General features: G+C 67.0%; 27 protein-coding genes and 1 tRNA gene. 6 read left to right on the top strand and 22 right to left on the bottom strand.

Going from position 1 to position 26,275, the window contains the following annotated elements; translation table 11 throughout:
* Nucleotide 1 precedes the first annotated feature (1 nt).
* The 3 genes from GGQ80_RS09650 to GGQ80_RS09640 are packed head-to-tail and all read right to left on the bottom strand — an operon-like array spanning nt 2 to nt 2,839.
* A complete protein-coding gene (locus GGQ80_RS09650; RefSeq protein WP_183984204.1) occupies nt 2-1,165 on the bottom strand; it encodes a D-alanyl-D-alanine carboxypeptidase family protein in 1,164 nt (387 codons plus the stop codon).
* Nucleotides 1,162-1,854 carry a septal ring lytic transglycosylase RlpA family protein gene (locus GGQ80_RS09645; RefSeq protein WP_183984202.1) on the bottom strand — a complete coding sequence of 231 codons (693 nt, stop codon included), beginning with the start codon at nt 1,852-1,854 and terminating at the stop codon, nt 1,162-1,164. The genes GGQ80_RS09650 and GGQ80_RS09645 overlap by 4 nt, the downstream gene beginning before the upstream one ends.
* Nucleotides 1,838-2,839, bottom strand: a complete 1,002-nt coding sequence (locus GGQ80_RS09640; protein ID WP_425506044.1) for a lytic murein transglycosylase — start codon at nt 2,837-2,839, stop codon at nt 1,838-1,840. The genes GGQ80_RS09645 and GGQ80_RS09640 overlap by 17 nt, the downstream gene beginning before the upstream one ends.
* Before the next feature lie 130 nt (nt 2,840-2,969).
* Between GGQ80_RS09640 and GGQ80_RS09635 the strand changes: the two genes are divergently transcribed.
* A tRNA-Ser gene (locus GGQ80_RS09635) sits at nt 2,970-3,059 on the top strand.
* Between the two features lie 7 nt (nt 3,060-3,066).
* Here the strand turns inward: GGQ80_RS09635 and GGQ80_RS09630 are convergent.
* From GGQ80_RS09630 to rpsB, 13 genes are all read right to left on the bottom strand, one after another.
* Nucleotides 3,067-3,381: a PilZ domain-containing protein gene (locus GGQ80_RS09630; RefSeq protein ID WP_183984670.1), complete on the bottom strand. Its 315-nt coding sequence runs from the start codon at nt 3,379-3,381 to the stop codon at nt 3,067-3,069.
* A 36-nt stretch (nt 3,382-3,417) separates the two neighbouring features.
* Nucleotides 3,418-3,648, bottom strand: a complete 231-nt coding sequence (gene rpmE, locus GGQ80_RS09625) for a 50S ribosomal protein L31 (RefSeq protein WP_183984198.1) — start codon at nt 3,646-3,648, stop codon at nt 3,418-3,420.
* 108 nt (nt 3,649-3,756) lie between these two features.
* On the bottom strand, nt 3,757-4,236 hold the full coding sequence (gene fabZ / locus GGQ80_RS09620) for a 3-hydroxyacyl-ACP dehydratase FabZ (RefSeq protein ID WP_343050991.1): 480 nt from the start codon (nt 4,234-4,236) through the stop codon (nt 3,757-3,759).
* Nucleotides 4,233-4,841 (bottom strand): OmpH/Skp family outer membrane protein, encoded by a 609-nt coding sequence (locus GGQ80_RS09615; RefSeq protein ID WP_183984196.1) that lies wholly within the window; start codon nt 4,839-4,841, stop codon nt 4,233-4,235. Before GGQ80_RS09615 ends, fabZ begins: the two co-directional genes overlap by 4 nt.
* Nucleotides 4,841-7,567 (bottom strand): outer membrane protein assembly factor BamA, encoded by a 2,727-nt coding sequence (gene bamA / locus GGQ80_RS09610; RefSeq protein ID WP_183984666.1) that lies wholly within the window; start codon nt 7,565-7,567, stop codon nt 4,841-4,843. Before bamA ends, GGQ80_RS09615 begins: the two co-directional genes overlap by 1 nt.
* An 85-nt stretch (nt 7,568-7,652) precedes the next feature.
* Complete coding sequence (rseP, locus tag GGQ80_RS09605) at nt 7,653-8,786, bottom strand: RIP metalloprotease RseP (protein ID WP_183984194.1); 1,134 nt, start codon at nt 8,784-8,786, stop codon at nt 7,653-7,655.
* On the bottom strand, nt 8,783-9,937 hold the full coding sequence (locus GGQ80_RS09600; protein WP_183984192.1) for a 1-deoxy-D-xylulose-5-phosphate reductoisomerase: 1,155 nt from the start codon (nt 9,935-9,937) through the stop codon (nt 8,783-8,785). Before GGQ80_RS09600 ends, rseP begins: the two co-directional genes overlap by 4 nt.
* Nucleotides 9,934-10,770 (bottom strand): phosphatidate cytidylyltransferase, encoded by an 837-nt coding sequence (locus tag GGQ80_RS09595; RefSeq protein WP_425506038.1) that lies wholly within the window; start codon nt 10,768-10,770, stop codon nt 9,934-9,936. The genes GGQ80_RS09600 and GGQ80_RS09595 overlap by 4 nt, the downstream gene beginning before the upstream one ends.
* Nucleotides 10,771-10,777: 7 nt before the next feature.
* Entirely contained in the window at nt 10,778-11,515 is a 738-nt protein-coding gene (locus GGQ80_RS09590; RefSeq protein ID WP_183984188.1) for an isoprenyl transferase, read from the bottom strand.
* A 49-nt stretch (nt 11,516-11,564) separates the two neighbouring features.
* Nucleotides 11,565-12,122 (bottom strand): ribosome recycling factor, encoded by a 558-nt coding sequence (gene frr / locus GGQ80_RS09585; protein WP_183984186.1) that lies wholly within the window; start codon nt 12,120-12,122, stop codon nt 11,565-11,567.
* Complete coding sequence (pyrH, locus tag GGQ80_RS09580; RefSeq protein ID WP_183984184.1) at nt 12,122-12,856, bottom strand: UMP kinase; 735 nt, start codon at nt 12,854-12,856, stop codon at nt 12,122-12,124. The genes frr and pyrH overlap by 1 nt, the downstream gene beginning before the upstream one ends.
* A 191-nt stretch (nt 12,857-13,047) precedes the next feature.
* Complete coding sequence (gene tsf, locus GGQ80_RS09575; protein ID WP_183984182.1) at nt 13,048-13,983, bottom strand: translation elongation factor Ts; 936 nt, start codon at nt 13,981-13,983, stop codon at nt 13,048-13,050.
* A gap of 92 nt (nt 13,984-14,075) precedes the next feature.
* Complete coding sequence (rpsB, locus tag GGQ80_RS09570) at nt 14,076-14,900, bottom strand: 30S ribosomal protein S2 (protein ID WP_183984180.1); 825 nt, start codon at nt 14,898-14,900, stop codon at nt 14,076-14,078.
* Between the two features lie 301 nt (nt 14,901-15,201).
* On the opposite strand from rpsB, the gene GGQ80_RS09565 reads away from it, so the two are divergent.
* Nucleotides 15,202-15,441, top strand: a complete 240-nt coding sequence (locus GGQ80_RS09565; protein WP_183984178.1) for a hypothetical protein — start codon at nt 15,202-15,204, stop codon at nt 15,439-15,441.
* Here the strand turns inward: GGQ80_RS09565 and GGQ80_RS09560 are convergent.
* Together GGQ80_RS09560 and GGQ80_RS09555 are read right to left on the bottom strand one after the other, a co-directional pair.
* Entirely contained in the window at nt 15,377-16,174 is a 798-nt protein-coding gene (locus GGQ80_RS09560) for a CDP-alcohol phosphatidyltransferase family protein (protein ID WP_183984664.1), read from the bottom strand. The two genes, GGQ80_RS09565 and GGQ80_RS09560, sit on opposite strands and share 65 nt — an antisense overlap.
* Nucleotides 16,175-16,215: 41 nt before the next feature.
* Entirely contained in the window at nt 16,216-16,947 is a 732-nt protein-coding gene (locus GGQ80_RS09555; protein WP_183984176.1) for a phosphatidylserine decarboxylase, read from the bottom strand.
* 155 nt (nt 16,948-17,102) lie between these two features.
* On the opposite strand from GGQ80_RS09555, the gene GGQ80_RS09550 reads away from it, so the two are divergent.
* Nucleotides 17,103-18,323: an NADP-dependent isocitrate dehydrogenase gene (locus tag GGQ80_RS09550; RefSeq protein WP_183984174.1), complete on the top strand. Its 1,221-nt coding sequence runs from the start codon at nt 17,103-17,105 to the stop codon at nt 18,321-18,323.
* A 10-nt stretch (nt 18,324-18,333) separates the two neighbouring features.
* Here the strand turns inward: GGQ80_RS09550 and GGQ80_RS09545 are convergent, their stop codons facing one another.
* On the bottom strand, nt 18,334-18,867 hold the full coding sequence (locus GGQ80_RS09545; RefSeq protein WP_183984172.1) for a hypothetical protein: 534 nt from the start codon (nt 18,865-18,867) through the stop codon (nt 18,334-18,336).
* Nucleotides 18,868-18,934: 67 nt separating this feature from the next.
* On the opposite strand from GGQ80_RS09545, the gene GGQ80_RS09540 reads away from it, so the two are divergent.
* The 3 genes from GGQ80_RS09540 to GGQ80_RS09530 all read left to right on the top strand — a co-directional run bounded on the left by GGQ80_RS09540 (nt 18,935) and on the right by GGQ80_RS09530 (nt 22,375).
* Nucleotides 18,935-19,699, top strand: a complete 765-nt coding sequence (locus GGQ80_RS09540; RefSeq protein WP_183984170.1) for a hypothetical protein — start codon at nt 18,935-18,937, stop codon at nt 19,697-19,699.
* 51 nt (nt 19,700-19,750) lie between these two features.
* A complete protein-coding gene (locus tag GGQ80_RS09535; protein WP_183984168.1) occupies nt 19,751-21,526 on the top strand; it encodes a cation:proton antiporter domain-containing protein in 1,776 nt (591 codons plus the stop codon).
* A gap of 177 nt (nt 21,527-21,703) precedes the next feature.
* Nucleotides 21,704-22,375, top strand: a complete 672-nt coding sequence (locus GGQ80_RS09530) for a hypothetical protein (RefSeq protein WP_183984166.1) — start codon at nt 21,704-21,706, stop codon at nt 22,373-22,375.
* Nucleotides 22,376-22,440: 65 nt separating this feature from the next.
* On the opposite strand, the gene GGQ80_RS18740 is transcribed toward GGQ80_RS09530, so the two are convergent.
* Genes GGQ80_RS18740 through alaS form a run of 3 tightly spaced genes read right to left on the bottom strand, consistent with a single transcriptional unit; the run spans nt 22,441 to nt 26,272 of the window.
* A complete protein-coding gene (locus GGQ80_RS18740) occupies nt 22,441-23,154 on the bottom strand; it encodes an HTTM domain-containing protein (RefSeq protein ID WP_183984164.1) in 714 nt (237 codons plus the stop codon).
* Nucleotides 23,151-23,591, bottom strand: a complete 441-nt coding sequence (locus GGQ80_RS09520; RefSeq protein WP_221364313.1) for a hypothetical protein — start codon at nt 23,589-23,591, stop codon at nt 23,151-23,153. Before GGQ80_RS09520 ends, GGQ80_RS18740 begins: the two co-directional genes overlap by 4 nt.
* Nucleotides 23,592-23,626: 35 nt before the next feature.
* Complete coding sequence (gene alaS, locus GGQ80_RS09515) at nt 23,627-26,272, bottom strand: alanine--tRNA ligase (protein WP_183984160.1); 2,646 nt, start codon at nt 26,270-26,272, stop codon at nt 23,627-23,629.
* Nucleotides 26,273-26,275 lie beyond the last annotated feature (3 nt).

Genomic DNA, 26,275 nt, shown 5'->3' with positions numbered 1-26,275 from the left:
GTCAGCCGAAGAACGAGGTCAGCCCGGCCCAGGCGCGTCCGAAGAAGCCGGCCTCGCTCACGTTATCGGCGGCGACGAGCGGCAGGCGCTGCTCGGGCAGGTCGGGCGACGTGATGACCAGATCGGCGATATGCTGGCCCTTGGCGATCGGCGCCTTGATCGGCCCGTCATAGACCACCTTGGCGCTCATCGCCGGTACGGCACCCGCGGGCACCGTCACCGTCAACTGGCGCGGCGCGACCAGGCCGACCTTCGATGCCGAACCCATCTGGACGTTGGCTGTCTCGACCTGCTTGCCCGCCGCGACGACCGGCTTGGCCTGCCATGCGCGAAAGCCCCAATCCATGAAGCGAACCGATTCTTCGATGCGCTGGTTGAAGCTCGACAGCCCGGCCATCACCATCACCAGCCGCCGGCCGTTCTGTTCGGCCGAACCGGTGAAGCCATAGCCCGCTTCCTCGGTATGGCCGGTCTTCAGGCCATCGGCACCGGCGACGCGCCCCAGCAGCGGATCGCGGTTCGCCTGAGTGATCTCGTTGCCACCCATGGTCTTGCCCCAGGTAAAATCCCGGCGCGAATAGAACTGCTTATACAATTGCGGAAAGTTGGTGATCGTCTTGTCGGCCAGATGCGCCAGGTCACGCGCGGTGACGTAGGTGACGCCGTTGTCGGGCCAGCCGTTCGAGGTGCCGAAATGGCTGTTCGACAGGCCGATCTCCTGCGCCTTGCGGTTCATGCGCTCGACGAACGCCTGCTCCGAGCCGGAAATGCCCTCGGCCAGCACGACGCACGCGTCGTTGCCCGACAGCGTCACGATCCCGTAGAGCAGATTGGCGACGCTGACCTGCTCGTTGGCCGACAGGAACATCGTCGATCCCGCCGCGGGGCCATGCCACTTCTGCCACGTCTCGGGGCGGACCGTCATCATCTGGTCGAGCTTCAGCTCGCCGCGCTTGACCATGTCGAACGCGACATAAACCGTCATCATCTTCGCCATCGACGCTGGCGGCATGCGTCGGTCGGCGTCGCGGCTGAACAGCACCGCACCCGACGACAGATCCTCCAGATAGGCGATCGGCGCCGTCGTCTGGAACTGCGGCGCTGCCGCGATCGAGGGGCAGGCGAGCGCGAGGGCAAGGATGGGGGCAGCGATCAGCTTGTTCATCGGTCTTCCGTCATGGCCACAGCGGGCAGGATGCGGGCATCGCCATAGCCCCGCTCGGCGACCGCGTCACGCGCCCGCTGCACCTCGCCGGCCTTCATCGGGCCGATTTGCACGCGCCACAGCCCATGCGACGCCATGGCCGCACCATCGACCGCCCGCGCCAGCGCCTGCGCGCGGGTTGCGCTCGAAAAGGTTGCGACCTGAAGCAGATAGCGGCGGCGAGGATCCAGCGCCGGGGTAGCCGGACGAACCATTGCGCGATTGTCGCTGGCGACGAGCGCCACGGTCGGGGTCGACGACCGGCGGACGGCGTCGAGGTCGCCGCGCTCGACGGCGCGCAGGCGCACCCGGGTGAACGAGCGCCCGTTCATTCCCAGCGCTTTCGCCGCGCCGTGCGACAGATCAATCAGGCGATCACGCCGATGCGGCCCGCGATCGTTGACGAGCACGAGGACCGATCGACCGCTGTCGAGCGCTGTCACCTCGACGAACGATCCAAGCGGCAGCGAGCGGTGCGCCGCGCTCAACCCCGCCGGATCGAAACGGGCGCCCGATGCGGTACGCGCCCCGGCGAGTTCGGCACCGTACCAGCTGGCAAGGCCGGTTTGCTGATACCGCTCCGCCGCGCCGGCACCGCTCGCGAACGCCAGCAGCGCGCTGGCGGCGACCGCCTTAGCGCTCGACCGCATCGGCCAGCAGCCCCACCGACAGGGCGTAGAAGTTGGAGCAGTTGTAATCGAGGATGACGCGGTAGTTGCCGGTGAGCAGGTAGGCGGTCTGGCCCTGCCCGTCCGGCTCGAACAGAGTGGCAAGCACATCGTCGCCCGGCCACGGACGGTCGATCGGCGCGATCCCGAGCGCCCTCCATTCCGCCATCGTCTTCCAGCCGCTATGCCGCTGGAACACGCGGGGGCAGCGCGGCGCAACCAGCTTGTTCGTCATCAGGCCGCGATCGAAAGTCGGCGGCACCGACACCGCCAGCCCCCAGGGTTGGCCAGGTCGCCAGCCGGCATCGGCGAAGTAATTGCCGATCGATGCCAGCGTGTCCGCGGCATTCGTCCAGATATCGGCACGCCCGTCGCCATCGCCATCGCGCGCGACGCGCAAATACACCGACGGCAGGAACTGCGGATTGCCCGTCGCGCCCGCCCAGCTGCCCTTCAATTGCTCGCGCGGTACGCCGCGGTCGATCATCTTCAGCGCAGCGACGAACTCGCCAGCGAACAGCGATCGCCGCCGCCCCTCATAGGCAAGGCTGGCGAGGCTGCGCAGCAGGTCGAAGTTGCCGGTATAGGCGCCGTAGTTGGTCTCGTGGCCCCAGATCGCGACCATGATCGACTCGGGCACGCCGGTCGACCGTTCTACACTGGAGAGCTGCGCCCGCTGCGCGCGATAGGTCACCTGCCCGCGACCGATCCGCGCGGCATCGACGTGCGACGCCTTGTAGGGCGCGAACGGCGGTGATGCCGTCTGCGGGCCGGCCGCGCCGGGCTGCGCGCGATCGAGCTCGATCGTCCGGTCGCTCAGCGTCAGCGTCGGGAACACCGCATCCGCGGTCGCCGGCGTCACCCCGTCCGCGATCGCCTGCGCCCGCAGCGTCGGCAGATAGGCCTGGAACCCCGCCTCGTCCTGCGCCGCAGCCGGCGTCGCGCCAGCCAGCAGCGCTGACACCATGATGGCGACGATGCGCCGAACTTCCCCCGTCATGCCTGTAATCCTCGCATGCCGGCCGACAGTGTGAAAGCTCGCGCCATCGCGAGGCTTGCACGAATGGCCGCGATACCCGTATCGGCACTGATAGCGCGGAGAGGTGGCCGAGTGGTTTAAGGCAGCGGTCTTGAAAACCGCCGTGGGTTCACGCTCACCGTGGGTTCGAATCCCACCCTCTCCGCCAGCACCGCTCAGACTTCGGTCTGCGCGAGCAGTGCGGCATAGGCCCTGGGGCCAAGCGGCTTGCGGAATTCGCAACCGGCCAGGAAGTCGTTGGCCCAGACGACCTCGGCCGCCACGCGGCCTGCGCCCGGCAATTTCAGGAAGATCAGGCTGCCACGCTGGAGCAGCGAATAGGTCTGGATCTTGGCGCCGCTGACCGAGATGTCGACGACCTTGCACAGCGCCCGACCGCCGATGCCAAGCTGCGCATCGAGCGCGACCGGCGCAACCCGTGGGCTACGCCGGCCATCGCCTGATGCTGATTCGAACTCGGCCGCGAACATCCCCAAGAATGTAGGGCCAAGATGGTTTATACGGCGTTACTTGCGCAGCGTCAGACCGCCGCCGAAGCGCTTGTTGAAGCGCGCAACCTGACCGCCCTGATCGAGCAGCTGGCCGCGACCTCCGGTCCACGCCGGGTGCGCCAAGGGATCGATTTCGAGCGTCATCGTGTCGCCTTCCTTGCCCCAGGTGGAGCGAGTTTCGTACACGGTGCCGTCGGTCATCTGCACCTTGATCATGTGGTAGTCGGGATGGATATCTTTCTTCACGTCTCGGCTCCTGGAAATGGCTGGTTTCCGACCAGCCCGAAGGAAGGCGCGCGCATAGGCGAGCGGCGCCGCTAAGTCAAAGGTGGCGGGGCTACGCCCGGTGGACCGTTACGCCTTCGGCGGGTCCGCGATCATCGCCGTGAAGCTCGCCTGAGCGACGACCTGGCCGTCGATCCGGGCGACACCTGCAAATTTGCAGACCGTCGCACGCTTCTGGACGAATTCGACCTCGAGCCGCAGCAGCACGCCGGGCTCGACCGGCTTGCGGAACTTGGCCTCGTCGATCGCCATGAAATAGACCAGCTTGCCCGTGCCCGCCAGGCCGAGGCTTTCGACCGCGAGCACGCCCGCCGCTTGCGCCAGCGCCTCGACGATCAGCACGCCCGGCATGATCGGGCGCCCGGGGAAATGCCCCTGGAAGAAGCCCTCGTTGATCGTCACCGCCTTGATCGCCGCGATCGACCGGTCGGGAACAAGTTCCTCGACACGGTCGACCAGCAGCATCGGGTAGCGATGCGGCAGCGCCGCCATGACCCGCCCGATATCCAGCTGGGTCAGTGTCTCGCGCTGCGGAGCGTCGTCGCTCACCGGCCCGAGGGACGGCCGGCGGCCGGCGTCGTCGCCGCGGGGGTCGCCGGGGCGGTCTGTGCCGGCGCGGTCGTGCTGACGCTCGGCAGCTGGCTGTTGAGCTGGGTCAGCACCGCATCGGTGATGTCGGTGGCGGGCGCCGCGAACAGCGTGCTGCCCTTGTCCAGCGCGATCGTCGCGCCGCGCTGCTGCGCGACGGTCTGGATGATCGGACCGGCCTTCTGGCCGATCTGCTGGCGTACCCAGGCGACGTTGCGCTCGAGCGTCGCGCGCTGGCCCTGGAGCTGCTGGTTAACCTGCTGCTCCTTGGTCTGGTACGCACGGATGCGCGCCTGCAGCGCGGCATCGGGCGTGCCCTTGGCGGCGTTGACGGCGGTCTGGAGTGCCTGACCCTCGGTCTGGAGCGGCGCGGCAAGCTGCTGCGCCTGGGTCTGGAACTGCGTACCCTGCGCCTGCAGCTGCGTGTTCGCCGCCTTGCAAGCGGTGCATTCGCTGAGCAGACGCTCGCTGTCGACGACGGCGATCTTGGCGTCGGGCACCTGCTGCGCGAGCGCCGGGGTGGCAATGGCGATGGCGGCGACGGCCGCCGAGAGGATGATCTTCATCAGAACTGAGTCCCTACGTTGAATGTAACAAGCTTGGGGTCGTCGCCCGGCTGCGTCAGCAGCGCCTTGGCGAGATCGATGCGCAGCGGGCCGAACGGCGAATTCCAGTTGACGCCGATACCCACGGACAGACGCGGTTTCGCCGAATTGCCGAGGAAGCTTTCCTTGAACGGCGCGCTCTCGTCGCTGAACGCGATCGCGTTGGTCTCCGAACCCGAACAGGCCCCACCCAGCGTCGCCGAATAACCAATCGCGCAGGTGGTCGTCTGCTGCGTGGCTGCCGTCGCGCCGGCCAACGTCGACGTGTTGATGTACAGCTGACGCCCCGCCGAGTCGACGAGCGCCGATCGCGTCGGCAGCACCGTAACGTTGCCGTTCGCGTCTGTAATCGTCGGGAAGGCCGCGGTGGGCAGCGGCCGCGTGATCCCAAACAAGCTTCCGGCCTGTACGTAAATCGAGGGTCGAAGTCCAAGCTCGCGTGCGCCTGCACCAAGCGGGATCTCTAGCTCCGCACGAGCCAGATAATATGCCCGGCCGCCAAGCGCATCGTCGGTGATCTGATCGCGGTTGGTGATCAGTATCTGTTTACCGGTCGTGCTGTCGGTGGTGTAGCCTTGACGAAGAACGCGCGGGCCGACGCCGCGGATGTCGAACCCGCGGAACTGCGGCTCGCCGAGATAAAAACGATCGGTGATGCGCACCGGATCGATACCGGGACCACGGCTCTTTTCAAAGCTGTGTATGTAGCCCCCTTCGGCGAGGAACGAGCCGATGAAGCCGCCGCCGACGTTCCAGAACTTCGAACCCTCTGCGCGGGTGCGCAGGTAGCGCACGTCGCCGCCGAGACCAGCGAAGTCCTGGCTGATCGCGAGGCGCTGACCGGCGGTTGGCCGCAGGCGGCTGTTGAGGCTGTCATAGATCAACGAGTAGCCGATCGATGAAGTCCATCGATTGCCGATCGCCTCGCAGAGATAGCGCCCCGCTCGCACAGGGTCGCAGACGCCATTGGTAAAGAACGTCGCCTGGTCGAGGCCGACTTCGTCATACGAGAGGCCATAGCGACCGGCCAGCGACCAATATTCGGTCAACGGCACACCCGCACGAATCTGGAAGCCGGTCGACACCTGCGAATAGGTCGTCTGGCGAGTGTTGTTGTTGAAGTTGAACGAGTTGAAGTCGCGGCGGAACAGATCCACGCCGACTGCTACGTTCTTGTCGAACAGATACGGCTCGGTGAACCCAGCCTCGATCGACTTCGAATAGGCCGAATAGTTCACGCCCAGGCGAAGCGTCTGCCCCTTGCCGCGGAAGTTGTTCTGCGTGATCTCGGCCTGGATGATGAACCGCTCGAGGCTCGAATAGCCCGCCGACAACTGCAGCTGGCCGGTCGCGCGCTCTTCCAGGTTGGTCTCGAGCACCACGCGGTCGGGCGACGAGCCCTGGACCGGCTTGATCTCCATCTTGTCCTGGAAGAATCCCAGGCTGTTGATGCGATCCTGCGAGCGTTTCATCTGGAAGCTGTTGAACGCATCGCCCTCGGCCAAGCGCATCTCGCGGCGTACCACCTTGTCCTGAGTGTTGGTGTTGCCGGTGATGTTGATCTTCTCGACGTAGCTGCGCTGCTGCTGCGCGATGTGGAAGTTCATCCCCATCGTCAGCGTCTCGGTATCCTTCTGGAATTCCGGGGACACGTCGGTGAAGGCATAGCCGAACAGGCCCGCCGATTCGCTCAGCTGGTCGACCGAGTCCTCGACGAGCTTGGCGTTGTACCAGTCGCCCTTCTTGATCGGCAGCGATGCGGCGAGCCGCTTGTTGTCGAAGTCGCGGATCTCGCTATCGACCGAGACGTCACCGAACTTATAGCGCGGGCCTTCCTCGACGACATAGGTGATGATGAAATCGCGCTTGTCAGGGGTCAGCTCGGCGACCGCGCTGGTGACGCGGAAGTCGGCATAGCCCTCGGTCAGATAGAACTGACGCAGCTTCTGCTGGTCGTAGTTCAGGCGATCCTGGTCGTACGACGTGTTCGACGACAGCAAGCGAAACCAGCGCGACTGCTTGGTGACCATCTCGCCACGCAGCTTGTCGTCATCGAACACCTCGTTACCGATGATGTTGATCTGGCGGACCTTCGACTTCGGCCCCTCGTTGACCTCGAACACCACGTCGACGCGGTTCTGGTCCAGGTTGACCATCTTGGGCTCGACCGACGCGGCGAAGCGCCCCTGGCGGCGATACAGCTCGATGATCCGCGCCACGTCCTGGCGAACGGCGGTGCGCGTGAAGATCTGCCGCGGCGCGAGCTTGATCTCCTTCTTGATCTTGTCTTCCTTGAGGCGCTTGTTGCCCTCCAGGATCACCCGGTTGATGATCGGGTTCTCGCGCACGCGCAGGACGATGTTGCCGTCCTCGACGCCCGAGATCTGATAATCGACGAACAGCTCGGACGCCTGAAGATCCTTCAGCGCCTGGTCGAGCGTTTCCGCCGTATACGGCGCGCCGACGCGCAGCTTGGTGTAGCTGAGCACCGTTTCGGGCTCGATACGCTGCGATCCCTCGACCCGGAGCGACTTGATCGTCCCTGCCTGCGCCGGCGCGGCGGCGGCGGCAGGTGCCGGCGGCGTCTGGGCGCCTGTGGCGGCTGGCGGCGCGGCTGGTACCGTCTGGGCCATGGCGGGCACGCCCGACAGCACGGTGCCGCACAACAGCACGGCGCCGACGCGCATGAAATTGGTCGTATTGATGGCCGTCACTCAACCCACCCCAAAACTTAAGGCCCAAACCCGGCTGGCGCGCCCTGCCCGAACGGCGTCAGCCGATCAAGCCGGCCAATCGCTGCCACACACCGACCGCGCCAAGGTCGTTGAACGTCACCACCAGCATCAGCAGCAGCACAGCTGCCAATCCGCCGCGAAAAGCCCACTCCTGCGCCTGCGGCTCCAGCGGGCGGCGGCGCACCGCCTCTACCGCATAGAACAACAGATGTCCGCCATCGAGCAGCGGCACTGGCAGCAGGTTGATGAACCCCAGATTGATCGACAATAGCGCCAGCAGCCACACGAACGCCGGCCAGCCGAGCGACATCTGCTCGCCCGACACCTTGGCGATGCGGATCGGGCCGCCGAGCTCGTCGATCGAGCGCCGCCCCGAAATAATCTGGCCCAGCGTCTCGACGGTGCCCGATACGATCTCGGCCGTCGCCCGGACGCCAGCGAGAGGCGCCTCGATCAACGACACCGGCGCATAGACTGGCTTGCCGCCGGCAATGCCCAGGCGACCGATGCGATACTCGTTGCCGAACCGGTCGCGCTGTCGGACGGTGCCGATCGTCAGCGGCATCGCCTGCCGCCGGTCGTCGCGCTGCACCGTCACCGCCACGGCCTGGCCCGGCCGGATCAGCGCGAACTTGGCAAGGTCCGAGAAGGTGGCCATCGCGACCCCGTCGATCGCGACGATGCGGTCGCCCGGCGCCAGCCCTGCGGCGGCGGCAGGCGTGCCGGCCGCAACCTGGTCGATCACCGGCGGCGTCCGGTCGACGCCATAGGCATAGGCGAAGCCGGCGAGGATCAGTACCGCCAGCGCCAGGTTGACGAACGGGCCGGCCGCGACGACGATCGCACGCTGCCACAGCGGTTTGGCCTGAAAGGTCCGCTCGCGTTCGGCCGCCGGCAGCGCCAGCCACGCCGCGTCGGGGACACCCGCGGGGTTCATGTCGCCGGCGAACTTGACGTAGCCGCCCAGCGGCAGCCAGCCGATCTTCCACCGCGTACCCAGCCGGTCGGTCCAGCCCGCGATCTCGCGCCCGAACCCGATCGAGAAGGCGTCGGCCTTGATCCCGAAGAAGCGACCTGCGGTGTAATGACCCATCTCGTGAATGAACACGAGCGGCCCGATGGCGCAGAGGAACGCCAGGACCGAGAACAGGATGCCGGGATTTTCGATCAAACGACGCCATCCTCTACGCGCTCGCCCGCGAGCCTGCGCGCTTCCGCATCGACGGCAAGGACGTCGTCGAGGCTAGCGGGCGCCGCCGGGGCGTAGCGCAGCAGCGTATCCTCGACGATTGCGGCAATTTCGAGGAAGCCGATCCGCCCGGCCAGAAAGGCGGCCACCGCTACCTCATTGGCGGCATTGAGAATCGCCGGCCGCGCACCGCCTGCCTCCAGCGCCGCGCGCGCCAGGCGCAGCGCCGGGAAGCGCACCGGATCACACGCCTCGAAATCGAGCCGACCGACCGCGACGAGATCGAGCGGTGCCATCGGCGTCGCCATCCGTTCCGGATATGCCAGCGTGTGCGCGATCGGTACGCGCATGTCGCTCGGCCCCAGCTGCGCCAGCATCGACCCGTCGATATAATCGACCATCGAATGGATCACCGACTGGCGGTGGAGCACCACCTCGATCCGGTCGGCGGGCACCGGGAACAGCCGCGCCGCCTCGATCAGTTCAAGGCCCTTGTTCATCATCGTCGCCGAATCGACCGAGATCTTGGCGCCCATCGACCAGTTGGGGTGCGCGACCGCCTGCGCCGGCGTGACCAGCCGCATATCCTCGGTCGACCAGTCGCGGAACGGCCCGCCGCTCGCGGTCAGGATGATCCGGCGAACGCTGTCGAGCCGCGCGGCGTCGAGGCACTGGAAGATCGCGTTATGCTCGCTGTCCGCCGGCAGCAGCGTCGCGCCGCTTGCCGATGCCGCCGCGAGGATGATCTCGCCAGCCGACACCAGCGGCTCCTTGTTCGCGAGCACGACGGTGGCGCCATGCTCGATCGCCGCCATGGTCGGTTTCAGCCCCGCACAGCCGACGATCGCGCCCATCACCCAGTCGGCGCCGCGTGCCGCATCGCATACCGCATCCGCACCGCCGGCCACGCGCGTCGTCGTCCCCGCCAGCGCATCGGCTAGCGCCGGCAGGCAGCGGGCGTCGGCCACCACCGCCAGTTCGGCCTCAGTGCGGATCGCCGCCGCCGCCAGACGATCGACATCGCAATTGGCGGTCAGCGCGACGACACGAAAGCGATCGGGCTCGCGCTCGACGAGATCGAGCGTCGATGTGCCGACCGAGCCGGTCGCGCCGAGAATGGTGACGGTCTTCATGATGACAGCAACGGCAACAGCACCAGCAGCGCCGCCAGCGGCGCGGTCGGCACGACGCCATCGAGCCGATCGAGCACGCCGCCGTGGCCGGGCAGGATCGACCCAGAGTCCTTCACCCCAGAGCGGCGCTTCAGCCAGCTTTCGTAGAGGTCGCCGATTTGCGCCAGCACCGCGAGCATGGGGGTCGCCAGTGCCAACCGCGCCGGCAGCCCCGTCTCGGCATACAGTACCCCCGCCAGCGCGCTCGCCAGCAGGATGCCCCCGATCAATCCCGCCCAGGTCTTCGCCGGGCTGATCGCGGGCGCCAGCTTGGGTCCGCCGATCGTGCGTCCGGCGGCATAGGCGCCGATGTCGGTCGCCCACACCAGCGCGAGCGCCCAGAAGGCATAGACCAGCCCGGCGTCCTGCCGGCGCATCACCACCAGCGCGAGAACGGGCAGCCCGCAATACAGCGTCCCGAACGCCAGCTGGCGCTTGCCGGTCACGATCGCGACGAAGAAGAACGCCCCCGCCAACAGGCCGAGTGTGAAGAAGTCGTGGATGACGAGGATCACCGACGCCGGCGCCATCAGCGCGAGCGGCACCGACAGCGCGAATTGCGCGATGCGCTTTTCGCGATGCGTGGCCCCGGCCAGATCGGCCCACTCCGCCAGCATCAGCAGGGCGACGACGACGGCCAGGATCCAGAACGGAATATCACCGAACCACAGGGCGAATGAAGCCACCGCGATCATGCCGATGCTGGCGATCACCCGCAGGCGCAGGTTCGACGGCGTGCGGTGATGCGCATCGCTCGCGCCATGAATCGCGGCCGGATCGACGGGTGAAACCACGTAGGGGTCAGAGCCCGCCGTAGCGGCGCTGGCGGCCGGCGAAGGCGCGCACCGCCTCGGCCAGCGCCTCGCCGTCGAAGTCGGGCCACAACGTGTCGACGAACAGCAGCTCGGCATAGGCCGCCTGCCACAACAGGAAATTCGACAGCCGCTGCTCGCCCGATGTGCGGATGACGAGGTCGAGCGGCGGCAGGTCGGCGGTATCCAGTTCGCGCTCGATCGCCGCGCTATCGATCGCGGCAGGATCGATCTCGCCCGCCTTCGCCCGCTCCGCGAGGCGACGGGCGGCGGCGACCAGTTCCGCCTGCGATCCATAATTGAGCGCGATCACGAGCACCGGGCCGGTGTTGCCCGCGGTTCGCGCCACCGCATCGTCGACCATGGCGACCAGATCGGGCGCGAAGCGACGATAGTCGCCGATGATCCGCAGCCGCACATTCTCGCGGACCATCTCGTCGAGGTCGGAGCGGATGAAGATGCGCAGCAACCCCATCAGGTCGCTGACTTCCTCTTCCGGCCGCCGCCAATTTTCGCTGGAGAAGGCGTAGAGCGTCAGCGCCTCGATCCCCAACGCCCGCGCCGCGCGCGTGACGCGGCGCACCGCATCGACACCCGCCTTGTGCCCGGCGAACCGCGGCAACAGCCGACGCTTCGCCCAGCGGCCGTTGCCGTCCATGATGATCGCGACATGCCGCGGCACGCCGCCACCGGGCGGCACGGCGGAAAGGATCGGGGCGGTGCTCATCGCTGACCCATTCGCCCAGAACGAGCGGGAAGCAAGACCGGCGCGCCGCTCACTTGCCCAGAATTTCCTTTTCCTTCGCACTGGCCGCCGCGTCGATGTCGGCGATCGTCTTGTCGGTCAGCTTCTGGATTTCGGTTTCGAGGCGCTTGCGATCGTCCTCGCCGAACACGCCCTTCTTCTCGTCGATCTTCAGGCTGTCGTTGCCGTCGCGGCGGACATTGCGCACCGCGATGCGCGCCTTCTCCGCATATTGGCCGGCAAGCTTGGCCAGTTCCTTGCGGCGCTCTTCGGTGAGGTCGGGGATCGGCAGGCGCAGCGTATTGCCGTCGTTGATTGGGTTGAGGCCGAGCCCGGCGGACCGGATCGCCTTCTCGACCGGACCGACGTTCGTCTTGTCCCACACCTGGACCGACAGCATCCGCGGCTCGGGCACCGACACCGTCGCCACCTGGTTGAGCGGCATGTGCGAGCCATAGACCTCGACCGTCACCGGATCGAGCAGCGCGGTGGAGGCGCGGCCGGTGCGCAGACCGGCGAGATCGTGCTTCAGCGCTTCGGTCGCGCCGTTCATGCGACGCTCGAGATCGGCCTTGTCATAGGCGGGCATCAATGAGTCTCCTTGGCATCGGTCACGATCGTCGCCGTCCCCTCACCCCCGAGCACATGGGCGAAGTTGCCATGCTCGCGGATGTTGAAGACGACGATCGGAATATGGTTGTCACGGCACAGCGCCACCGCGCTCGCATCCATGACCTTCAGATTGGCCGACAGCACCGTATCGTAGCTGACGGTGTCGTAGCGCTTGGCATCGGGCACCTTCTTGGGATCGGCATCATAGACGCCGTCGACGCTGGTGCCCTTGAACAGCGCGTCGCACTTCATCTCGGCGGCACGCAGGGCAGCGCCGCTGTCGGTGGTGAAGAACGGACTGCCGACCCCGGCGGCGAAGATCACGACGCGGCCCTTTTCCAGGTGACGCTCGGCGCGGCGGCGGATGAAGGGCTCGCACACCGCGGCCATCGGGATCGCCGACTGGACGCGCGTCTCGACGCCGATCTGCTCGAGTGCGTTCTGCACGGCGAGGGCGTTCATCACCGTCGCCAACATGCCCATATAGTCCGCGGTCGCGCGCTCTATCCCCTTGGCAGCAGCGGACAACCCCCGGAAGATATTGCCGCCACCGACGACGACGCAAAGCTCGTAACCCTCGCCGCGGACGCCGGCGATTTCCTCGGCGACGCGCGCGGTGATGGTGGGATCGATCGCAAGGCCACCTTCACCCATCAGCACTTCGCCGGACAATTTCAACAAGATGCGTTTGAAGCGCGGCGCGGGGCTCATGAGGTCCTGTTCGTCTATCGGGGAGGCGGCGCGGACCTTAGGCGCACCGGCGCCGCGGGGCAACCTCGCCGACGCGTCGAATCCATGTCGTTTCAATGCAGATCGCTTGCGCCGGACATGAAGAAGGGCGCCGCTCACATCGAGCGACGCCCTTCCATCGCGAGCCAGAAAGCCCGCATAACGCGTTGAAGTCAGGCCTTCTGCGGCACGCCCGAGGCGGCGGCGACTTCGGCGGCGAAGTCCGACGTCTCCTTCTCGATGCCCTCGCCCAGCTGGAAGCGGACATAGTCCTTCAGGACGATCGAGCCACCGGCGTCCTTGGCGGCCTTTGCCACCACGTCGCTGATCTTGGTCTTCCCGTCCATCACGAACAGCTGGCTGACCAGCGCGTGCTCCTTGCGGAACTTCGCGATCGATCCTTCGACCATCTTGGCGACGATGTCGGCCGGCTTGCCGCTCTCGCCCGCCTTCTCGGCAGCGATCGCGCGCTCGCGCTCGATCTCGGCCTCGTCCAGGTCTTCCTCGTTCAGCGCCTTCGGGAAAGCGGCGGCGACGTGCATCGCCAGGTCCTTGCCCAGCTTCTGCAGCACCTCGTCGGAGGCATCGCCCTCGAGCGCGACGAGCACGCCGATCTTGCCAAGGCCATCGGCCTGCTTGTTGTGGATGTAGCCGACGACGGCGCCCTTCGACACCTCGAGGCGCTTGGCGCGGCGCAGCGACTGGTTCTCGCCGATCGTCGCAATGTTCTTGGTCAGCGCCTCCTCGACCGTGACGCCGGCGGCGGTCTTCACGGCCTTCAGCGCCTCGACGTCGGCGCCCGTCGCCAGCTCGATCTTCGTGACCTCGGTCACGAACGCCTGGAACTGGTCGTTCTTGGCGACGAAGTCGGTCTCGGAATTGACCTCGACCACCGCACCCGTGGTGCCGCTGGTGGCGATCCCGACCAGGCCCTCGGCCGCGGTACGGCTCGACTTCTTCTGCGCGGCCGCCAGGCCCTTGGTGCGCAGCCAGTCCATCGCCGCATCCATGTCGCCGCCGGCCTCGCTCAGCGCCTTCTTGCAATCCATCATGCCCGCGCCGCTCTTCTCGCGCAGGTCCTTGACCATCGCTGCCGTGATATCGGCCATCGTTTCGATCCTCTTAGTCGCAAAATGTGTTTGCGGGCGGGGTAGAGCGCTTGTCGCCCTGCCCCGCCCGCATGAAAGCATCGTGACGGTGGTTACGCGTCGATCTGACGCTCGGCCTCCGCACCGGCGCCCTCGACCGTGCCGGCAGCCTGCTGCTCCGGCTCGACCGTCAGCGCTTCCTCGACCGGCGCGACGTCCTGCGCGCCCAGGTCGACGCCGCGGCGCGACTGTTGCTCCTGGTTGCCGCGGGTCGCGGCGATCGCCACCGCCTCGCAGTACAGGCGGATCGCGCGGCTGGCGTCGTCGTTCGCGGGAACCGGGAAGGCGATGCCGTCCGGCGACACGTTCGAATCGAGGATCGCGACGACCGGGATGCCCAGCGTGTTGGCTTCCTTGATCGCCAGCTCTTCCTTGTTGGCGTCGATCACGAACATCACGTCGGGAATGCCGCCCATGTCACGGATGCCGCCGAGCGACAGCTCGAGCTTGTCGCGCTCGCGCGTCAGCTGGAGGACTTCCTTCTTGGTCAGGCCGGCGGTGTTACCCGACAGCTGCTCCTCAAGCGCCTTCATGCGCTTGATCGAGTTCGAGATCGTCTTCCAGTTGGTGAGCATGCCGCCCAGCCAGCGGTGGTTGACGAAGTGCTGGCCCGAACGACGGGCGGCGTCGGCGATCGACTCCTGCGCCTGGCGCTTGGTGCCGACGAACAGCACCTTGCCGCCGGCGGCGACGGTCGAGCTGATGAACTCCAGCGCGCGCGCGAACAGCGGCACGGTCTGCGAGAGGTCGATGATGTGGACGCCGTTGCGGTCGCCGAACAGGTACGGCTTCATCTTCGGGTTCCAGCGGTGGGTCTGGTGGCCGAAGTGCGCGCCGGTCTCGACGAGCTGCTGCATGGAGACGACAGGTGCCGCCATAGGGATATATCCTTCCGGTTGAGCCTCTGGGAAGCGGATGACCGCGGCCATGATGGCCAGGGCACCGGGCTATGTTGCTTCCCATGCGGTGTTGAGGAGCGCGCCCTTAGCCGAAAGTTTTTTGTTCCGCAACGCTTGACGACTAGAACGATAGTGGAACATAACGGGCTCGAAGAAGGGCCACAGCGTAGAAAGCTCGCTGTAAAGCCTGAATGTCCGGTTTCGAACTGGAACTGGTCATGCATTCACGGGTTGGCGAGTTATCCACAGGGTAGTTCGCAGATTGTTCGGGAGGCGAACCATGGTCGCAGTCATCAGCACGTTGATTTTCGCCGGCGCGGCGGCGCTGGCACTCGGGGTCATCGCCCTGTCGGTCGGGCCGCAGTGGCGGCGGATCGTTCGCGTCGCGATGGGACAGGCCGAGGATCGCTTCACGCCGCTGAGCACGCTGGTGCAGGCGGAGCGTCGTATCGCCGTCAGGCGCTGGTCGGCGTCGGCACCGGTTCCCGTTGAGATCCGCCGGATGCGCGCAGCCGCTTGACGCGCGCATAGCTGGCGATGCTGAACGGCAGCATCGCGAGATAGCCGATGCCAATGACGCTGAGCGTCTGCCAGGGAGCGGTGACCAGCGCAGCACCGAGCAGCACGATCATCGCGAGGGCCTCGAAACGAACCGATCGCCGCAGCCGCATCGACGTCCATGAGAAGGTCGCGAGGCTGGACACCATCAGCACGGCAATGAAGGCGGTCCACGGCGCCACGAGCCAAGGCGACGCGAAAATCGGTTCTTCGGTCGAAAACCAAAGGAACATCGGCAGCAGGGCCAGGCCTGCTCCAGCCGGGGCCGGGACACCAGTCATGAAGCCGGCGGACTTATGCGGCTGGTCGGTGATGTCGATCCGCGCGTTGAACCGCGCCAGGCGAAGCGCGCAGAAGACGGCAAGCAAGAGCGCACACATCCAGCCAACCCGCGGCAGCGCGGCCAGCGACCAGAGATACAGGATCAACGCCGGGGCGACACCGAACGATATGGCGTCGGACAAGGAGTCGAGTTCGGCGCCGAACCGGCTCTCGCCGCGAAGCAGTCTCGCGATCCGGCCGTCGATTCCGTCGAGAACGCCAGCGACCATGATCATCGCCACCGCCCGCTCCCATTCGCCACCAATCGCGAACCGGACGCCACTCAGGCCGGAGCAAAGGGCGAGCGCGGTTACCGCATTCGGCGCGATCGCGCGGAGCGGCAACCCGCCCGCCGGCCTCGCCAAGCGCGGCATGCCGCGGCGATGGGGCTTCGGATCGGGGCGTCCGCCGTCGGTCATTGGCTGATCCCGCTCACCGGTCGGCCACCGATGCGACCGATCACGGTCTCGCCCGCGACGCTGCGCTGACCGAGCGTTACCTGCGGCGCGCAATCCTCGGGAAGGTACACGTCGACGCGGCTACCGAAGCGGATCAGGCCGACCCGCTGCCCAGTCGCGACCATGTCCCCGGGCTTGACGAACGGTACGATCCGCCGCGCGACCAGGCCGGCGATCTGGGTGAAGCCGATCCGCCGGCCATCGCGTCCTTCGACGACGATGTGCTGGCGCTCGTTCTCGTCCGATGCCTTGTCGAGATCCGCGTTGAGGAACTTGCCCGAGATGTAGACGACCTGGCGAATCGTCCCGGCAATCGGCGTGCGATTGATGTGGACGTCGAACACGCTCATGAAGATCGACACGCGCACCAGCGGCGCATCGCCCAGGTCGACCGCCAGCTCGCGCGGGATCGGCACGCGCTGGATCATCGTCACCAAGCCGTCGGCCGGCGCGACGATCACGTCGTCGCCCACCGGCGTGGTGCGTACGGGATCGCGGAAGAAGATCGCCACCCACGCGGTGACGGCCAGGAACGGCCAGAAGAAGACGTGGCTGAGAATCGTGGCGAGAAGCGTGATGCCGAAGGCGATGCCGACGTACTTATAGCCTTCGGGATGGACGGCGGGGAAACGCCACTTGACCGTAGTCGTGGGCAGCGGCGCCTCGTCGCGCGGGGAAATTGAGTTCATGTCGACAGGGTCTAACCGTGGCAGAGCCGCGACACAACGTTGCAGCGCCGTGATCGTTGCCGCCCGGGCGGACACGCCACCCGCGGTGTGCGGTTGATCCCCCGCCGCCTTCCCCGTATCGACCGCGCCATATCCCCCTCGTGCAAGGACAGAGCATGGCCAAGATCAAGGTGAAGACGCCCGTCGTGGAGATCGACGGCGACGAGATGACGCGGATCATCTGGGAATGGATCCGCGAGCGCCTGATCAAGCCGTATCTCGACATCGAGCTCGATTACTACGACCTCGGCATCGAGCATCGCGACGCGACCGACGACCAGGTGACGATCGACAGCGCCAAGGCAACGCAGAAGTACGGCGTCGCGGTGAAGTGCGCGACGATCACCCCGGACGAGGCGCGCGTCGAGGAATTCGGCCTGAAGAAGATGTGGAAGTCGCCCAACGGCACGATCCGCAACATCCTGGGCGGCACCATCTTCCGCGAGCCGATCGTCATCAAGAACGTTCCCCGCCTGATCCCCGGCTGGACCCACCCGATCGTGGTCGGCCGTCACGCGTTCGGCGACCAGTATCGCGCGACCGACTATCTGGTCCCGGGGCCGGGCAAGCTGCGCCTGGTGTTCGAGGGCGACGACGGCGAAACGATCGACCGCGAGGTATTCCGCTTCGAGGGGCCGGGCGTGGCGCTTGCCATGTACAACCTCGACGAATCGATCCGCGACTTCGCCCGCGCCTCGATGCACTACGGCCTCAACCTCAAGTGGCCGGTGTATCTGTCGACCAAGAACACCATCCTCAAGGCGTACGACGGCCGCTTCAAGGACCTGTTCGCCGAGGTGTTCGACGCCGAGTTCAAGGACAAGTTCAAGGAAGCCGGCATCGTCTACGAGCATCGCCTGATCGACGACATGGTCGCATCGGCGCTAAAGTGGCACGGCGAGTTCGTCTGGGCCTGCAAGAACTATGACGGCGACGTCCAGTCCGACCAGGTCGCCCAGGGTTTCGGCAGCCTCGGCCTGATGACGTCGGTCCTGCTGACGCCGGACGGCAAGACCGTCGAGGCAGAGGCCGCGCACGGCACCGTCACCCGCCACTACCGCCAGCATCAGCAGGGCAAGGCGACATCGACCAACCCGATCGCGTCGATCTTCGCTTGGACCGGCGGCCTGAAGTATCGCGGCAAGTTCGACGGCACCCCCGATGTCACCCGCTTCGCCGAGACGCTGGAGCGCGTCTGCGTGAAGACGGTCGAGGACGGTCACATGACCAAGGATCTCGCGATCCTGATCGGCCCGGACCAGCCGTGGATGACGACCGAGCAATTCTTCGAGCAGGTTCGCGTCAACCTCGAGACGGAAATGGCGAACTGGGCGTAACCTCGTCCCGTCAGCGGCGGCGGAGCTCGACCACGAGCCCGCCGTCGCCGGTGAGCCGCGCCGGTCCGGTCGACAGATCGACCGACTGGCGCAGCTCGACCGTCCGCGTTGCGCCGCATCCGCCCCTTGCTTCGGCGGGACACACCCAACGGACACTTACCTGCACCGATGCGCCGGGATCTGCGGCGCCGTTTCGCTGGCGGATCAGCTGGATGCTCGCCTCCCTCTGCACCGTTCCCTCGCCATAGGGCGTCGTGCAGCCGCCCGCTTCCGACACGCTCTCCCGCCAGCTTGCGCCGCCTTGACCGAGCGCCAACTGTCCCTGCCACAGCGTTGCGCCGGGTCCGCGCAGCGTCACGTCGACACGCATCGGTTCCGGCCTGACTTCGGCGCCGGCCGACGGCCGCATCGGGCCCGTGGTCACATAGAGCGGCGGCGGCACCCGCTGAAAAGCAAGGGCAAGGGCTGCAATCATCGAACAATCTCCCATGTGGCGGCGCGTCGATACGACGTAGAGCGTCCAGCGTTGATGAAGCGGAAACATGAATTCCGATCGCTTCCGGCGCAGGGCCATTGCAGCCCAGGGGGCAAGGGCCTAGGCGCCCGGGCACATGGTGGCGTCGGGGTATCGCGGATCGGAAAGGCGGCGGCCGCTCGCGTTGCTGCTGGCGCTTGCCGCGCACGTCCTCCTCTTCCTGATCCTCATCGGCCTCGCCCCTAAGACGCAGGCGCCGCCGCCGAGCGACAGCCGCCCCGTCACCTTCTCGATGTACCCCGCCGATCGGGACGTCGAAAAACCGAGCGAGCGCAAGTCGGTCAGCGCGCAGAAGAAGCCGCAGCAAACCGCCGCTGCCGCCGCCCGTCCCGCCACGCCGACCCCCGAACCGCCGCCCGTTCCGCCGCCGCCGACACCGCCGGCGCCGAGCCTGTTCGGCGACAAGTCGCTGTTCGCCGCGGGCGACATCAGCAACATGGGCCATGCCGACCAGGGCGAAGGCGATAGCGAAGGCGATGCCAAGGTCGCCTCGACCTACGGCCCCGGCGAGGGCCCTGGCGGCGCCAAGCTGTTCAACGCCGAATGGTACACCGATCCGCCGCGCGGCGTGCTGACCGCCTATATGCCAGCGTCGAGCGCGCCGGCAGGTTCGTGGGCGATGGTCGCGTGCCGGACGATCCCCGACTTTCGGGTCGACAATTGCCGCTCGCTCGGCGAATCGCCGATGGGGTCGGGGCTCGCGCGGGCGCTGCGGGAGGCCGCCTGGCAGTTCCGGGTCCGCCCCCCGCGCGTCGGCGGCAAGATGCTCGTCGGCGCCTGGGTGCGGATCCGCTTCGATTTTACCGCGGGCGGCGAGGCGGTTGCGAGGCGTCGCGGCTGATCGCGTCCACCGTTGCTGACAATTTCGGTCGCGGCGCTACAGAGTCCTGCGATGGCACTCAGGCTCGACAACGAAGGATTCTCCGACGCGCTGGTGATATTGGGAGCGGCCGGGCTGGTGATTCCTGCCTTCGCCCGCTTTCGCGTCACGCCGGTGATCGGTTTCATTCTGGTCGGCATGCTCGTCGGCCCGGCGGGGCTCGGCACGCTCGTCGATCGCTTTCCGTGGCTCTACTACGTCACCATCACCAAGCCTGAATCGATCGAGCCGTTCGCCGAATTCGGCATCATCCTGCTCCTGTTCTCGATCGGCCTCGAGCTGTCGTTCCGACGATTATGGTCGATGCGCCGGCTGGTCTTCGGCACGGGCGCGGCCGAGCTGTTCGGCGCTGCCGCGTTGATCGGCGTCACGCTGCATTTCCTCGGCCAGTCCTGGGCCGGGTCGGCCGGGCTCGGGCTGGCGCTCGCGCTTTCCTCGACCGCGCTGGTGCTGCCGCTCGTCGGCACGACCAGTCCCGTCGGCCGCGGTGCCTTTGCCATGCTGCTGTTCGAGGATCTGGCGCTCGTCCCCATCATCTTCGCGCTCGGCGCCATGGCCCCCACCGCCAACGACGGCTGGAGCGGGATCGCCGGGGTCGCACTGCGTGGCGGCGTGACGGTGGTCGCGATGTACCTCGGCGGCCGGATCGTCCTGCCCCGCCTCTTCGCGCAGGCGGCACGAACCAAGAGCCCCGAGCTGTTCCTGTCCGCTTCGTTGCTGGTGGTGATCGTCGCCAGCGTCGCCACCACCGCGGCGGGCCTGTCGCCGATCGTCGGGGCGCTGCTTGCCGGCCTGCTGATCGCCGAGACGGAGTATCACAGCGAGGTCGAGGTGATGACCGCGCCGTTCAAGGGGCTGGCGCTCGGTGTGTTCCTCATCACCGTGGGGATGCAGCTCGACCTGCGGCTGATCGGCGCCAACTGGCCGTCGCTGCTGATGGCTGTGGTGGGCGTGATCGCCGCGAAGGCAGTCGTCACCTATCTGCTGCTCCGGGTCGCCAACGCTAGGCGCGGTGTCGCGGCGGAGACCGGATTGCTGATGGGCAGCCCGTCGGAAACCACGCTGATCGTGCTCGGCACCGCGGCGCAGGCCCAGCTCATCCTGCCCTCGACCGCCGCGTTCTGGCAGACCGTGACAGCGATCGGCCTCACCATCACGCCGCTGCTGGCCAAGGCCGGGCGGCTCGTCTCGCGCCGGATCGAAGCGCGCAGCACGACCGAGGAACCGCCGGCGATCGAAGAGGGCGCCGCGCGAACCGTGCTGATCGGATTCGGCCGGGTGGGCCAGACCGTCGCCGACATGCTCGCGGTCCACAATCTGCCCTTCATCGCGGTCGAGGCCGATATCGACACGGTGGCCGAGGGCCGCGCCGCCGGCTATCCCGTGCTCTTCGGCGACATCGCTCGCGCCGAGCTCGTCGATCGATTGCAGTTGACCGACGCCAAGGCGCTGATCCTGACGATGGACGATCCCGTCCTGACGGTGCGCCTTGCCCGGCGGATGCGCACGCTCGCCCCCAAGCTGCCGATCATCGCCCGCGCTCGTGACGCGGGCCACGCCGCCGAGCTGTATCGCGCCGGTGTCACCGACGCGGTGCCAGAGACGCTCGAAAGCTCGCTGCAGCTGTCCGAGGCAGTGTTGGTCGACCTCGGCGTCGCGATGGGCCCGGTCATCGCCTCGATCCATGAAAAGCGCGACCAGATGCGCCAGAAGATCCGGCGCGAGGCGGAGTTGACGCGCGAACCGCGTATCCGGCGAATACGGCGCCTGCACGAACGTACGCGTTGAGAATTTACGCGTGGAACAGCTCCTAAAGTGCCTTATTGGCTGAACATTCATTCAGCTTCACCGATATCTTAACGCTTTACCCCGTGCTCGCGCCGCTTCGCCGCATGGAGGGGGGTTGGGAACCGCTCGCGACCCTATCTCGTTTCCAGACCGAACCAATCACGGGAGATTGACGTCATGAAGTATATGGCTGTGCTCGCGCTTGGCGCGATGACTGCGGTGCCGGCGATGGCGCAAACCGCGCCCGCGCAGACCGCTCCGGCGACGACCGCCTCGGCAGCGCCGACGGTCGGCGCCACCATCTATGACTCGGCCGGTGTCGCGATCGGCCAGGTGACGAGCGTCACCGCCGACGCCGCGGTGGTCAATACCGGCACCGCGCAGGTCGCGCTGCCACTCACCTCGATCGGCAAGGGGCCGAGCGGTCCCAGCATTGCGATGACCAAGGCCGCGCTCGACGCCGCGGCGGCGGCGCAGCAGCAGCAGGCCAAGGGTGCGCTCCAGAGCCGTCTCGTCGCCGGCACGCAGGTGAAGGGGCGCAACGCCCAGAACGTCATCGGCACGATCAAGTCGGCGGACGCTGCCAATGTGATCGTCACCGCCAGCAACGGCCGTGACGTCCAGCTGCCCGTCTCGGGCTTCTCGGCAGCACCCGATGGCAGCATCATCATCGGCCTGACCGCCGAGCAGTTCAATGCCGCAGCCGGCACGGGCGCGACCGCTTCGACCGGCGCCACGGCACCGGGCGCGACCGCAGCGACCGACACGACGGCCGCCGCCGGTGCTGACACGGCCTCGACGACCACGACGACGAAGACCACGTCGACGACCAAGAAGAAGACCCGCTGATCCATCGGACGGCAGGGTGACGGAGGGGGCGGCGCCGCAGGGTGCCGCCCCTTCTTCATGGGCGGTCAGCCGAGCAGCCGATCCTGCAACCACAAGAGCGACGGATAGGCCGCGATCCAGATCCAGAAGAAGCGGTTGAGCCCGAACAGGCAGGCGTTGGCTAGGTGAAACGACGCCGCGATCGCCAGCGCCGCCAGCAGCGCCGGTCGCGATAGCATCGCCAGCGGAAAGGCCAGTTCGAACAGCATGACCGCCCATCCCGCCACCCACAGCAGGCGCGGGCGATCCGCCAACTGCCGGATGTTCTCGCCCGCCGGATAGGCGGAAAAACGAAACACATCGCGCAGCGCCTCTCCGCGTCGCCAGGCCGGATTGGCGATCTTCACCCACCCCGCCATCGCGTAGCTCAGCAGCAGCTGCATCCCGAGATAGCCGAACGCCAGCTCGCGCCACCGCACGTCGGGCAGCGTAAAGGCGCCCGCCAGGCAGACTAGCATCAGCAGGCCCATGCGGTCTGCACCGCCATTATAGGGCCCATTGAAAAAGGGCAGGATCAGCAGGTGGTTGGCCAACAGCGCCAGCGTGAGCACGCCAGCTGCGTTGGCAACCGGAAGCACGCCGATGCACGCAAGGAACAGCAGCACCGACAGCGCCAACCGCGGCGCGAACAGCCATCGCTCCTGCACGGCGGCCGCGCCGGCCAGATGCTCCACACTTTGCTGAGCGAACGCCAGCGCCAATGCCGCTGCGGTCAGATGGGTAGCCAGGTCGAACGTCACAGCAGCGTCGATAACCGATGGTGGTCTGAGACATAGACGACCTCGCCCAGCACCTCATCGGTCCCGGGCGGTCGATGCACGAACCGCAGCCGGATCCGCAGCCAATCGCCACCGCGATCGTAGCCTTTGCGGTGAAGCTGATGCGCCACCCGCCGTAGCATTTCGCGCTCGCTGTGCGCCAGCGTCGCCGGATCGGCATTGCTCATCAGCCGCTCAGCGAGGCTGACAAGGTAGAGTGCCTCGTTCCACGCCGGATTCCAGACCAGCCGGCGGAGCATCATCCGCGCGGACAGGACGGGTACGCGTGGATCGAATTCGTGCCAGTCGCCCGAAGCACCTCCGGGACTCGCCGCCAGTACATAGTCGATGCGCGGGCTCGCCGTCACCGCATCGAAGAAGCGCCACGACGGCACAACCGCCGGCAGCAGCAGCCTCAAGCCGGTGAAAGGAAACAACGGCGTCGCCGCGGCGATTAGCCGGCCATCGCCGCCTTGATCGCCGCCACTGCGTCGGCGGCCTTGTCGCCGTCGGGGCCGCCGCCCTGCGCCATATCGGGCCGGCCGCCGCCGCCCTGCCCACCCAGCGCCGCCACCGCGACCTTGGTCAGCGCCACCGCGTCAAACCGTCCGACGAGATCGGGCGTCACCCCGACCGCGACCGAGGCGCGACCGTCGTTGACTGCGACGATCGCCGCCACGCCCGATTCAATCCGTTGCTTGGCCTCATCGACCGCGCCGCGTAGCCCCTTCGCCTCGAAGCCCTCGAAGACCTGGCCGACGAACGCGACGCCACCGACGTCTTCCGGCCCGGCGGGCGCACCACCGCCGCCACCGCCCATCGCCAGCGCCTTCCTGGCCTCGGCCAGCTCACGCTCCAGCCGCTTGCGCTCGTCGATCAGCGCGGCGACCCGGCCCGGCACCTCGTCGGGTGTCGAGCGCAGCGCCGCCGCAGCCTCGCGCAGCACCTCGTCGCGATGTTGCAGATAGCTGCGCGCGGCTTCGCCGGTCAGTGCCTCGACGCGGCGGACGCCCGACGACACCGCGCCCTCGCTGACGACCTTGAACAGCCCGATCTCGCCGAGCGCGCCGACATGCGTGCCGCCACACAGTTCCAGGCTGTAGGTGCCGTCGGCATCCTCGCCCATCGACACGACGCGCACCTCGTCGCCATATTTCTCGCCGAACAGCGCCATCGCGCCTTCGGCGATTGCCTCGTCGGGAGTCATCAATCGCGTCGTAACCACGCCATTGCCGCGGATCTGCTCGTTGACGCGGGCTTCCACCTCGGCGACGTCGGCCGGTGCCAGCGCCATTGGCTGCGAGAAGTCGAAGCGCAGGCGATCGGGCGCGACCAGCGAGCCCTTCTGCGCGACATGCGTGCCCAGCCGCTGGCGAAGCGCCTCGTGCAGCAAGTGGGTCGCCGAGTGATTGGCGCGGATCTGTCCGCGGCGGTCGAGGTCGATCGCCAGCTTCACCGCATCGCCCACCGCGATCTCGCCCGCGGTCACCTCGCCGTGATGCACCCACAGCCGGCCGAGCTGCTTCGACGTGTCGGAGACGGTGATCGCCAGCCCCTGATCGGTCGTGATCGTCCCCGCGTCGCCGACCTGTCCGCCGCTCTCGGCATAGAAGGGCGTCTGGTTGACGACGATGCCGACGTGATCGCCGACGCTCGCCCGCTCGACGCGCACGCCGTCCTTGACCAGCGCCAGCACCTCGCCCTCGCCGACGTCATTGGCGTAGCCGGTGAACTCGGTCGATCCCGTTTCCTCGGCGATGTCGAACCAGATCTCTTCCGATCCCTTCGCGCCCGATCCCTTCCACGCCGCCCGCGCCGCGCGCTTCTGCTCGGCCATCGCCGCGTCGAAGCCAGCACGATCGACCTGATATCCCTGCGCCCGGAGCGCATCCTCGGTCAGGTCATAGGGAAAACCATAGGTGTCATAGAGCTTGAACGCCGTCTCACCCGCCAACGTCCCACCGTCGTCGAGGCCCGCCGTCGCCTCGTCGAGCAGCTTCAACCCCCGATCGAGCGTCTTGCGGAACTGGCCTTCCTCCTGGCGCAGCGTCGCCTCGATCAGCGGTTGCGCACGGACCAGCTCGGGGAAGGCCGCGCCCATCTCGGCGACCAGCGCCGGCACCAGCCGGTGCATCAGCGGATCCTTGGCGCCCAACAGATGCGCATGCCGCATCGCGCGCCGCATGATCCGACGCAGCACATAGCCGCGCCCTTCGTTCGCCGGCAGCACGCCGTCGGCGACCAGGAAGCCGGCCGAGCGCAGATGGTCTGCGATAACGCGGTGCGACGCCTGCTGCTCGCCCTCCGCCTTGGTATGCGTCAGCGCCTCCGACGCGTGGATCAGCGCCTTGAACGTGTCCGTGTCATAATTATCATGGACGCCTTGCATCACCGCCGCGACGCGCTCCAGCCCCATGCCGGTGTCGATCGACTTCTTGGGCAGCTCGGCGACGATCTCGTTCGCCGCCTGCTCATATTGCATGAAGACGAGGTTCCAGATCTCAACGAAGCGATCGCCATCCTCGTCGGGGCTGCCCGGCGGGCCGCCGAAGATATGATCGCCATGGTCGTAGAAGATTTCGGAGCACGGACCGCACGGCCCGTTCTCGCCCATCGCCCAGAAATTATCCTTGGTCGGGATGCGGATGATCCGCTCTTCGGGAAGACCGGCGATCTTCTTCCACAGGTCGAACGCCTCGTCGTCGGTGTGATACACCGTCGCCGTCAGCCTCTCCACCGGCAGCCCCCACTCGCGCGTCAGCAACGTCCAGGCGTTGTGGATCGCCTGCTCCTTGAAATAATCGCCGAACGAGAAATTGCCGAGCATCTCGAAGAAGGTATGATGCCGCGCCGTGTAGCCGACATTGTCGAGATCGTTGTGCTTGCCGCCTGCCCGCACGCACTTCTGCGACGAGGTCGCACGCGAATAGGGGCGGCTTTCCAGCCCGGTGAACACGTTCTTGAACGGCACCATGCCGGCGTTGACGAACATCAGCGTCGGGTCGTTCTGCGGCACCAGCGGCGCCGAGGGCACGATCTGGTGCCCCTGCGACGCGAAGAAGTCCAGGAAGCCGCGGCGAAGGTCGTTGGTCGATATCATGGC

This window comes from Sphingomonas jinjuensis (genome assembly GCF_014197105.1).
In the GTDB taxonomy this organism is placed as follows: Bacteria; Pseudomonadota; Alphaproteobacteria; order Sphingomonadales; family Sphingomonadaceae; genus Sphingomonas; species Sphingomonas jinjuensis.
Note: the sequence above shows the minus strand (reverse complement) of the source record. Positions and strands in the feature narration are given on the sequence as shown.

What these genes read in the sequence shown, in the direction of transcription:
- GGQ80_RS09650 (WP_183984204.1), bottom strand. Translation starts at nt 1,165, where the DNA reads ATGAACAAGCTGATCGCTGCCCCCATCCTTGCCCTCGCGCTCGCCTGC.
- GGQ80_RS09645 (WP_183984202.1), bottom strand. Translation starts at nt 1,854, where the DNA reads ATGCGGTCGAGCGCTAAGGCGGTCGCCGCCAGCGCGCTGCTGGCGTTC.
- GGQ80_RS09640 (WP_425506044.1), bottom strand. Translation starts at nt 2,839, where the DNA reads ATGGTGTCAGCGCTGCTGGCTGGCGCGACGCCGGCTGCGGCGCAGGAC.
- GGQ80_RS09630 (WP_183984670.1), bottom strand. Translation starts at nt 3,381, where the DNA reads ATGTTCGCGGCCGAGTTCGAATCAGCATCAGGCGATGGCCGGCGTAGC.
- GGQ80_RS09615 (WP_183984196.1), bottom strand. Translation starts at nt 4,841, where the DNA reads ATGAAGATCATCCTCTCGGCGGCCGTCGCCGCCATCGCCATTGCCACC.
- bamA (WP_183984666.1), bottom strand. Translation starts at nt 7,567, where the DNA reads ATGCGCGTCGGCGCCGTGCTGTTGTGCGGCACCGTGCTGTCGGGCGTG.
- GGQ80_RS09600 (WP_183984192.1), bottom strand. Translation starts at nt 9,937, where the DNA reads ATGAAGACCGTCACCATTCTCGGCGCGACCGGCTCGGTCGGCACATCG.
- GGQ80_RS09590 (WP_183984188.1), bottom strand. Translation starts at nt 11,515, where the DNA reads ATGAGCACCGCCCCGATCCTTTCCGCCGTGCCGCCCGGTGGCGGCGTG.
- frr (WP_183984186.1), bottom strand. Translation starts at nt 12,122, where the DNA reads ATGCCCGCCTATGACAAGGCCGATCTCGAGCGTCGCATGAACGGCGCG.
- pyrH (WP_183984184.1), bottom strand. Translation starts at nt 12,856, where the DNA reads ATGAGCCCCGCGCCGCGCTTCAAACGCATCTTGTTGAAATTGTCCGGC.
- tsf (WP_183984182.1), bottom strand. Translation starts at nt 13,983, where the DNA reads ATGGCCGATATCACGGCAGCGATGGTCAAGGACCTGCGCGAGAAGAGC.
- rpsB (WP_183984180.1), bottom strand. Translation starts at nt 14,900, where the DNA reads ATGGCGGCACCTGTCGTCTCCATGCAGCAGCTCGTCGAGACCGGCGCG.
- GGQ80_RS09565 (WP_183984178.1), top strand. Translation starts at nt 15,202, where the DNA reads ATGGTCGCAGTCATCAGCACGTTGATTTTCGCCGGCGCGGCGGCGCTG.
- GGQ80_RS09560 (WP_183984664.1), bottom strand. Translation starts at nt 16,174, where the DNA reads ATGCCGCGCTTGGCGAGGCCGGCGGGCGGGTTGCCGCTCCGCGCGATC.
- GGQ80_RS09555 (WP_183984176.1), bottom strand. Translation starts at nt 16,947, where the DNA reads ATGAACTCAATTTCCCCGCGCGACGAGGCGCCGCTGCCCACGACTACG.
- GGQ80_RS09550 (WP_183984174.1), top strand. Translation starts at nt 17,103, where the DNA reads ATGGCCAAGATCAAGGTGAAGACGCCCGTCGTGGAGATCGACGGCGAC.
- GGQ80_RS09545 (WP_183984172.1), bottom strand. Translation starts at nt 18,867, where the DNA reads ATGTTTCCGCTTCATCAACGCTGGACGCTCTACGTCGTATCGACGCGC.
- GGQ80_RS09540 (WP_183984170.1), top strand. Translation starts at nt 18,935, where the DNA reads ATGGTGGCGTCGGGGTATCGCGGATCGGAAAGGCGGCGGCCGCTCGCG.
- GGQ80_RS09535 (WP_183984168.1), top strand. Translation starts at nt 19,751, where the DNA reads ATGGCACTCAGGCTCGACAACGAAGGATTCTCCGACGCGCTGGTGATA.
- GGQ80_RS09530 (WP_183984166.1), top strand. Translation starts at nt 21,704, where the DNA reads ATGAAGTATATGGCTGTGCTCGCGCTTGGCGCGATGACTGCGGTGCCG.
- alaS (WP_183984160.1), bottom strand. Translation starts at nt 26,272, where the DNA reads ATGATATCGACCAACGACCTTCGCCGCGGCTTCCTGGACTTCTTCGCG.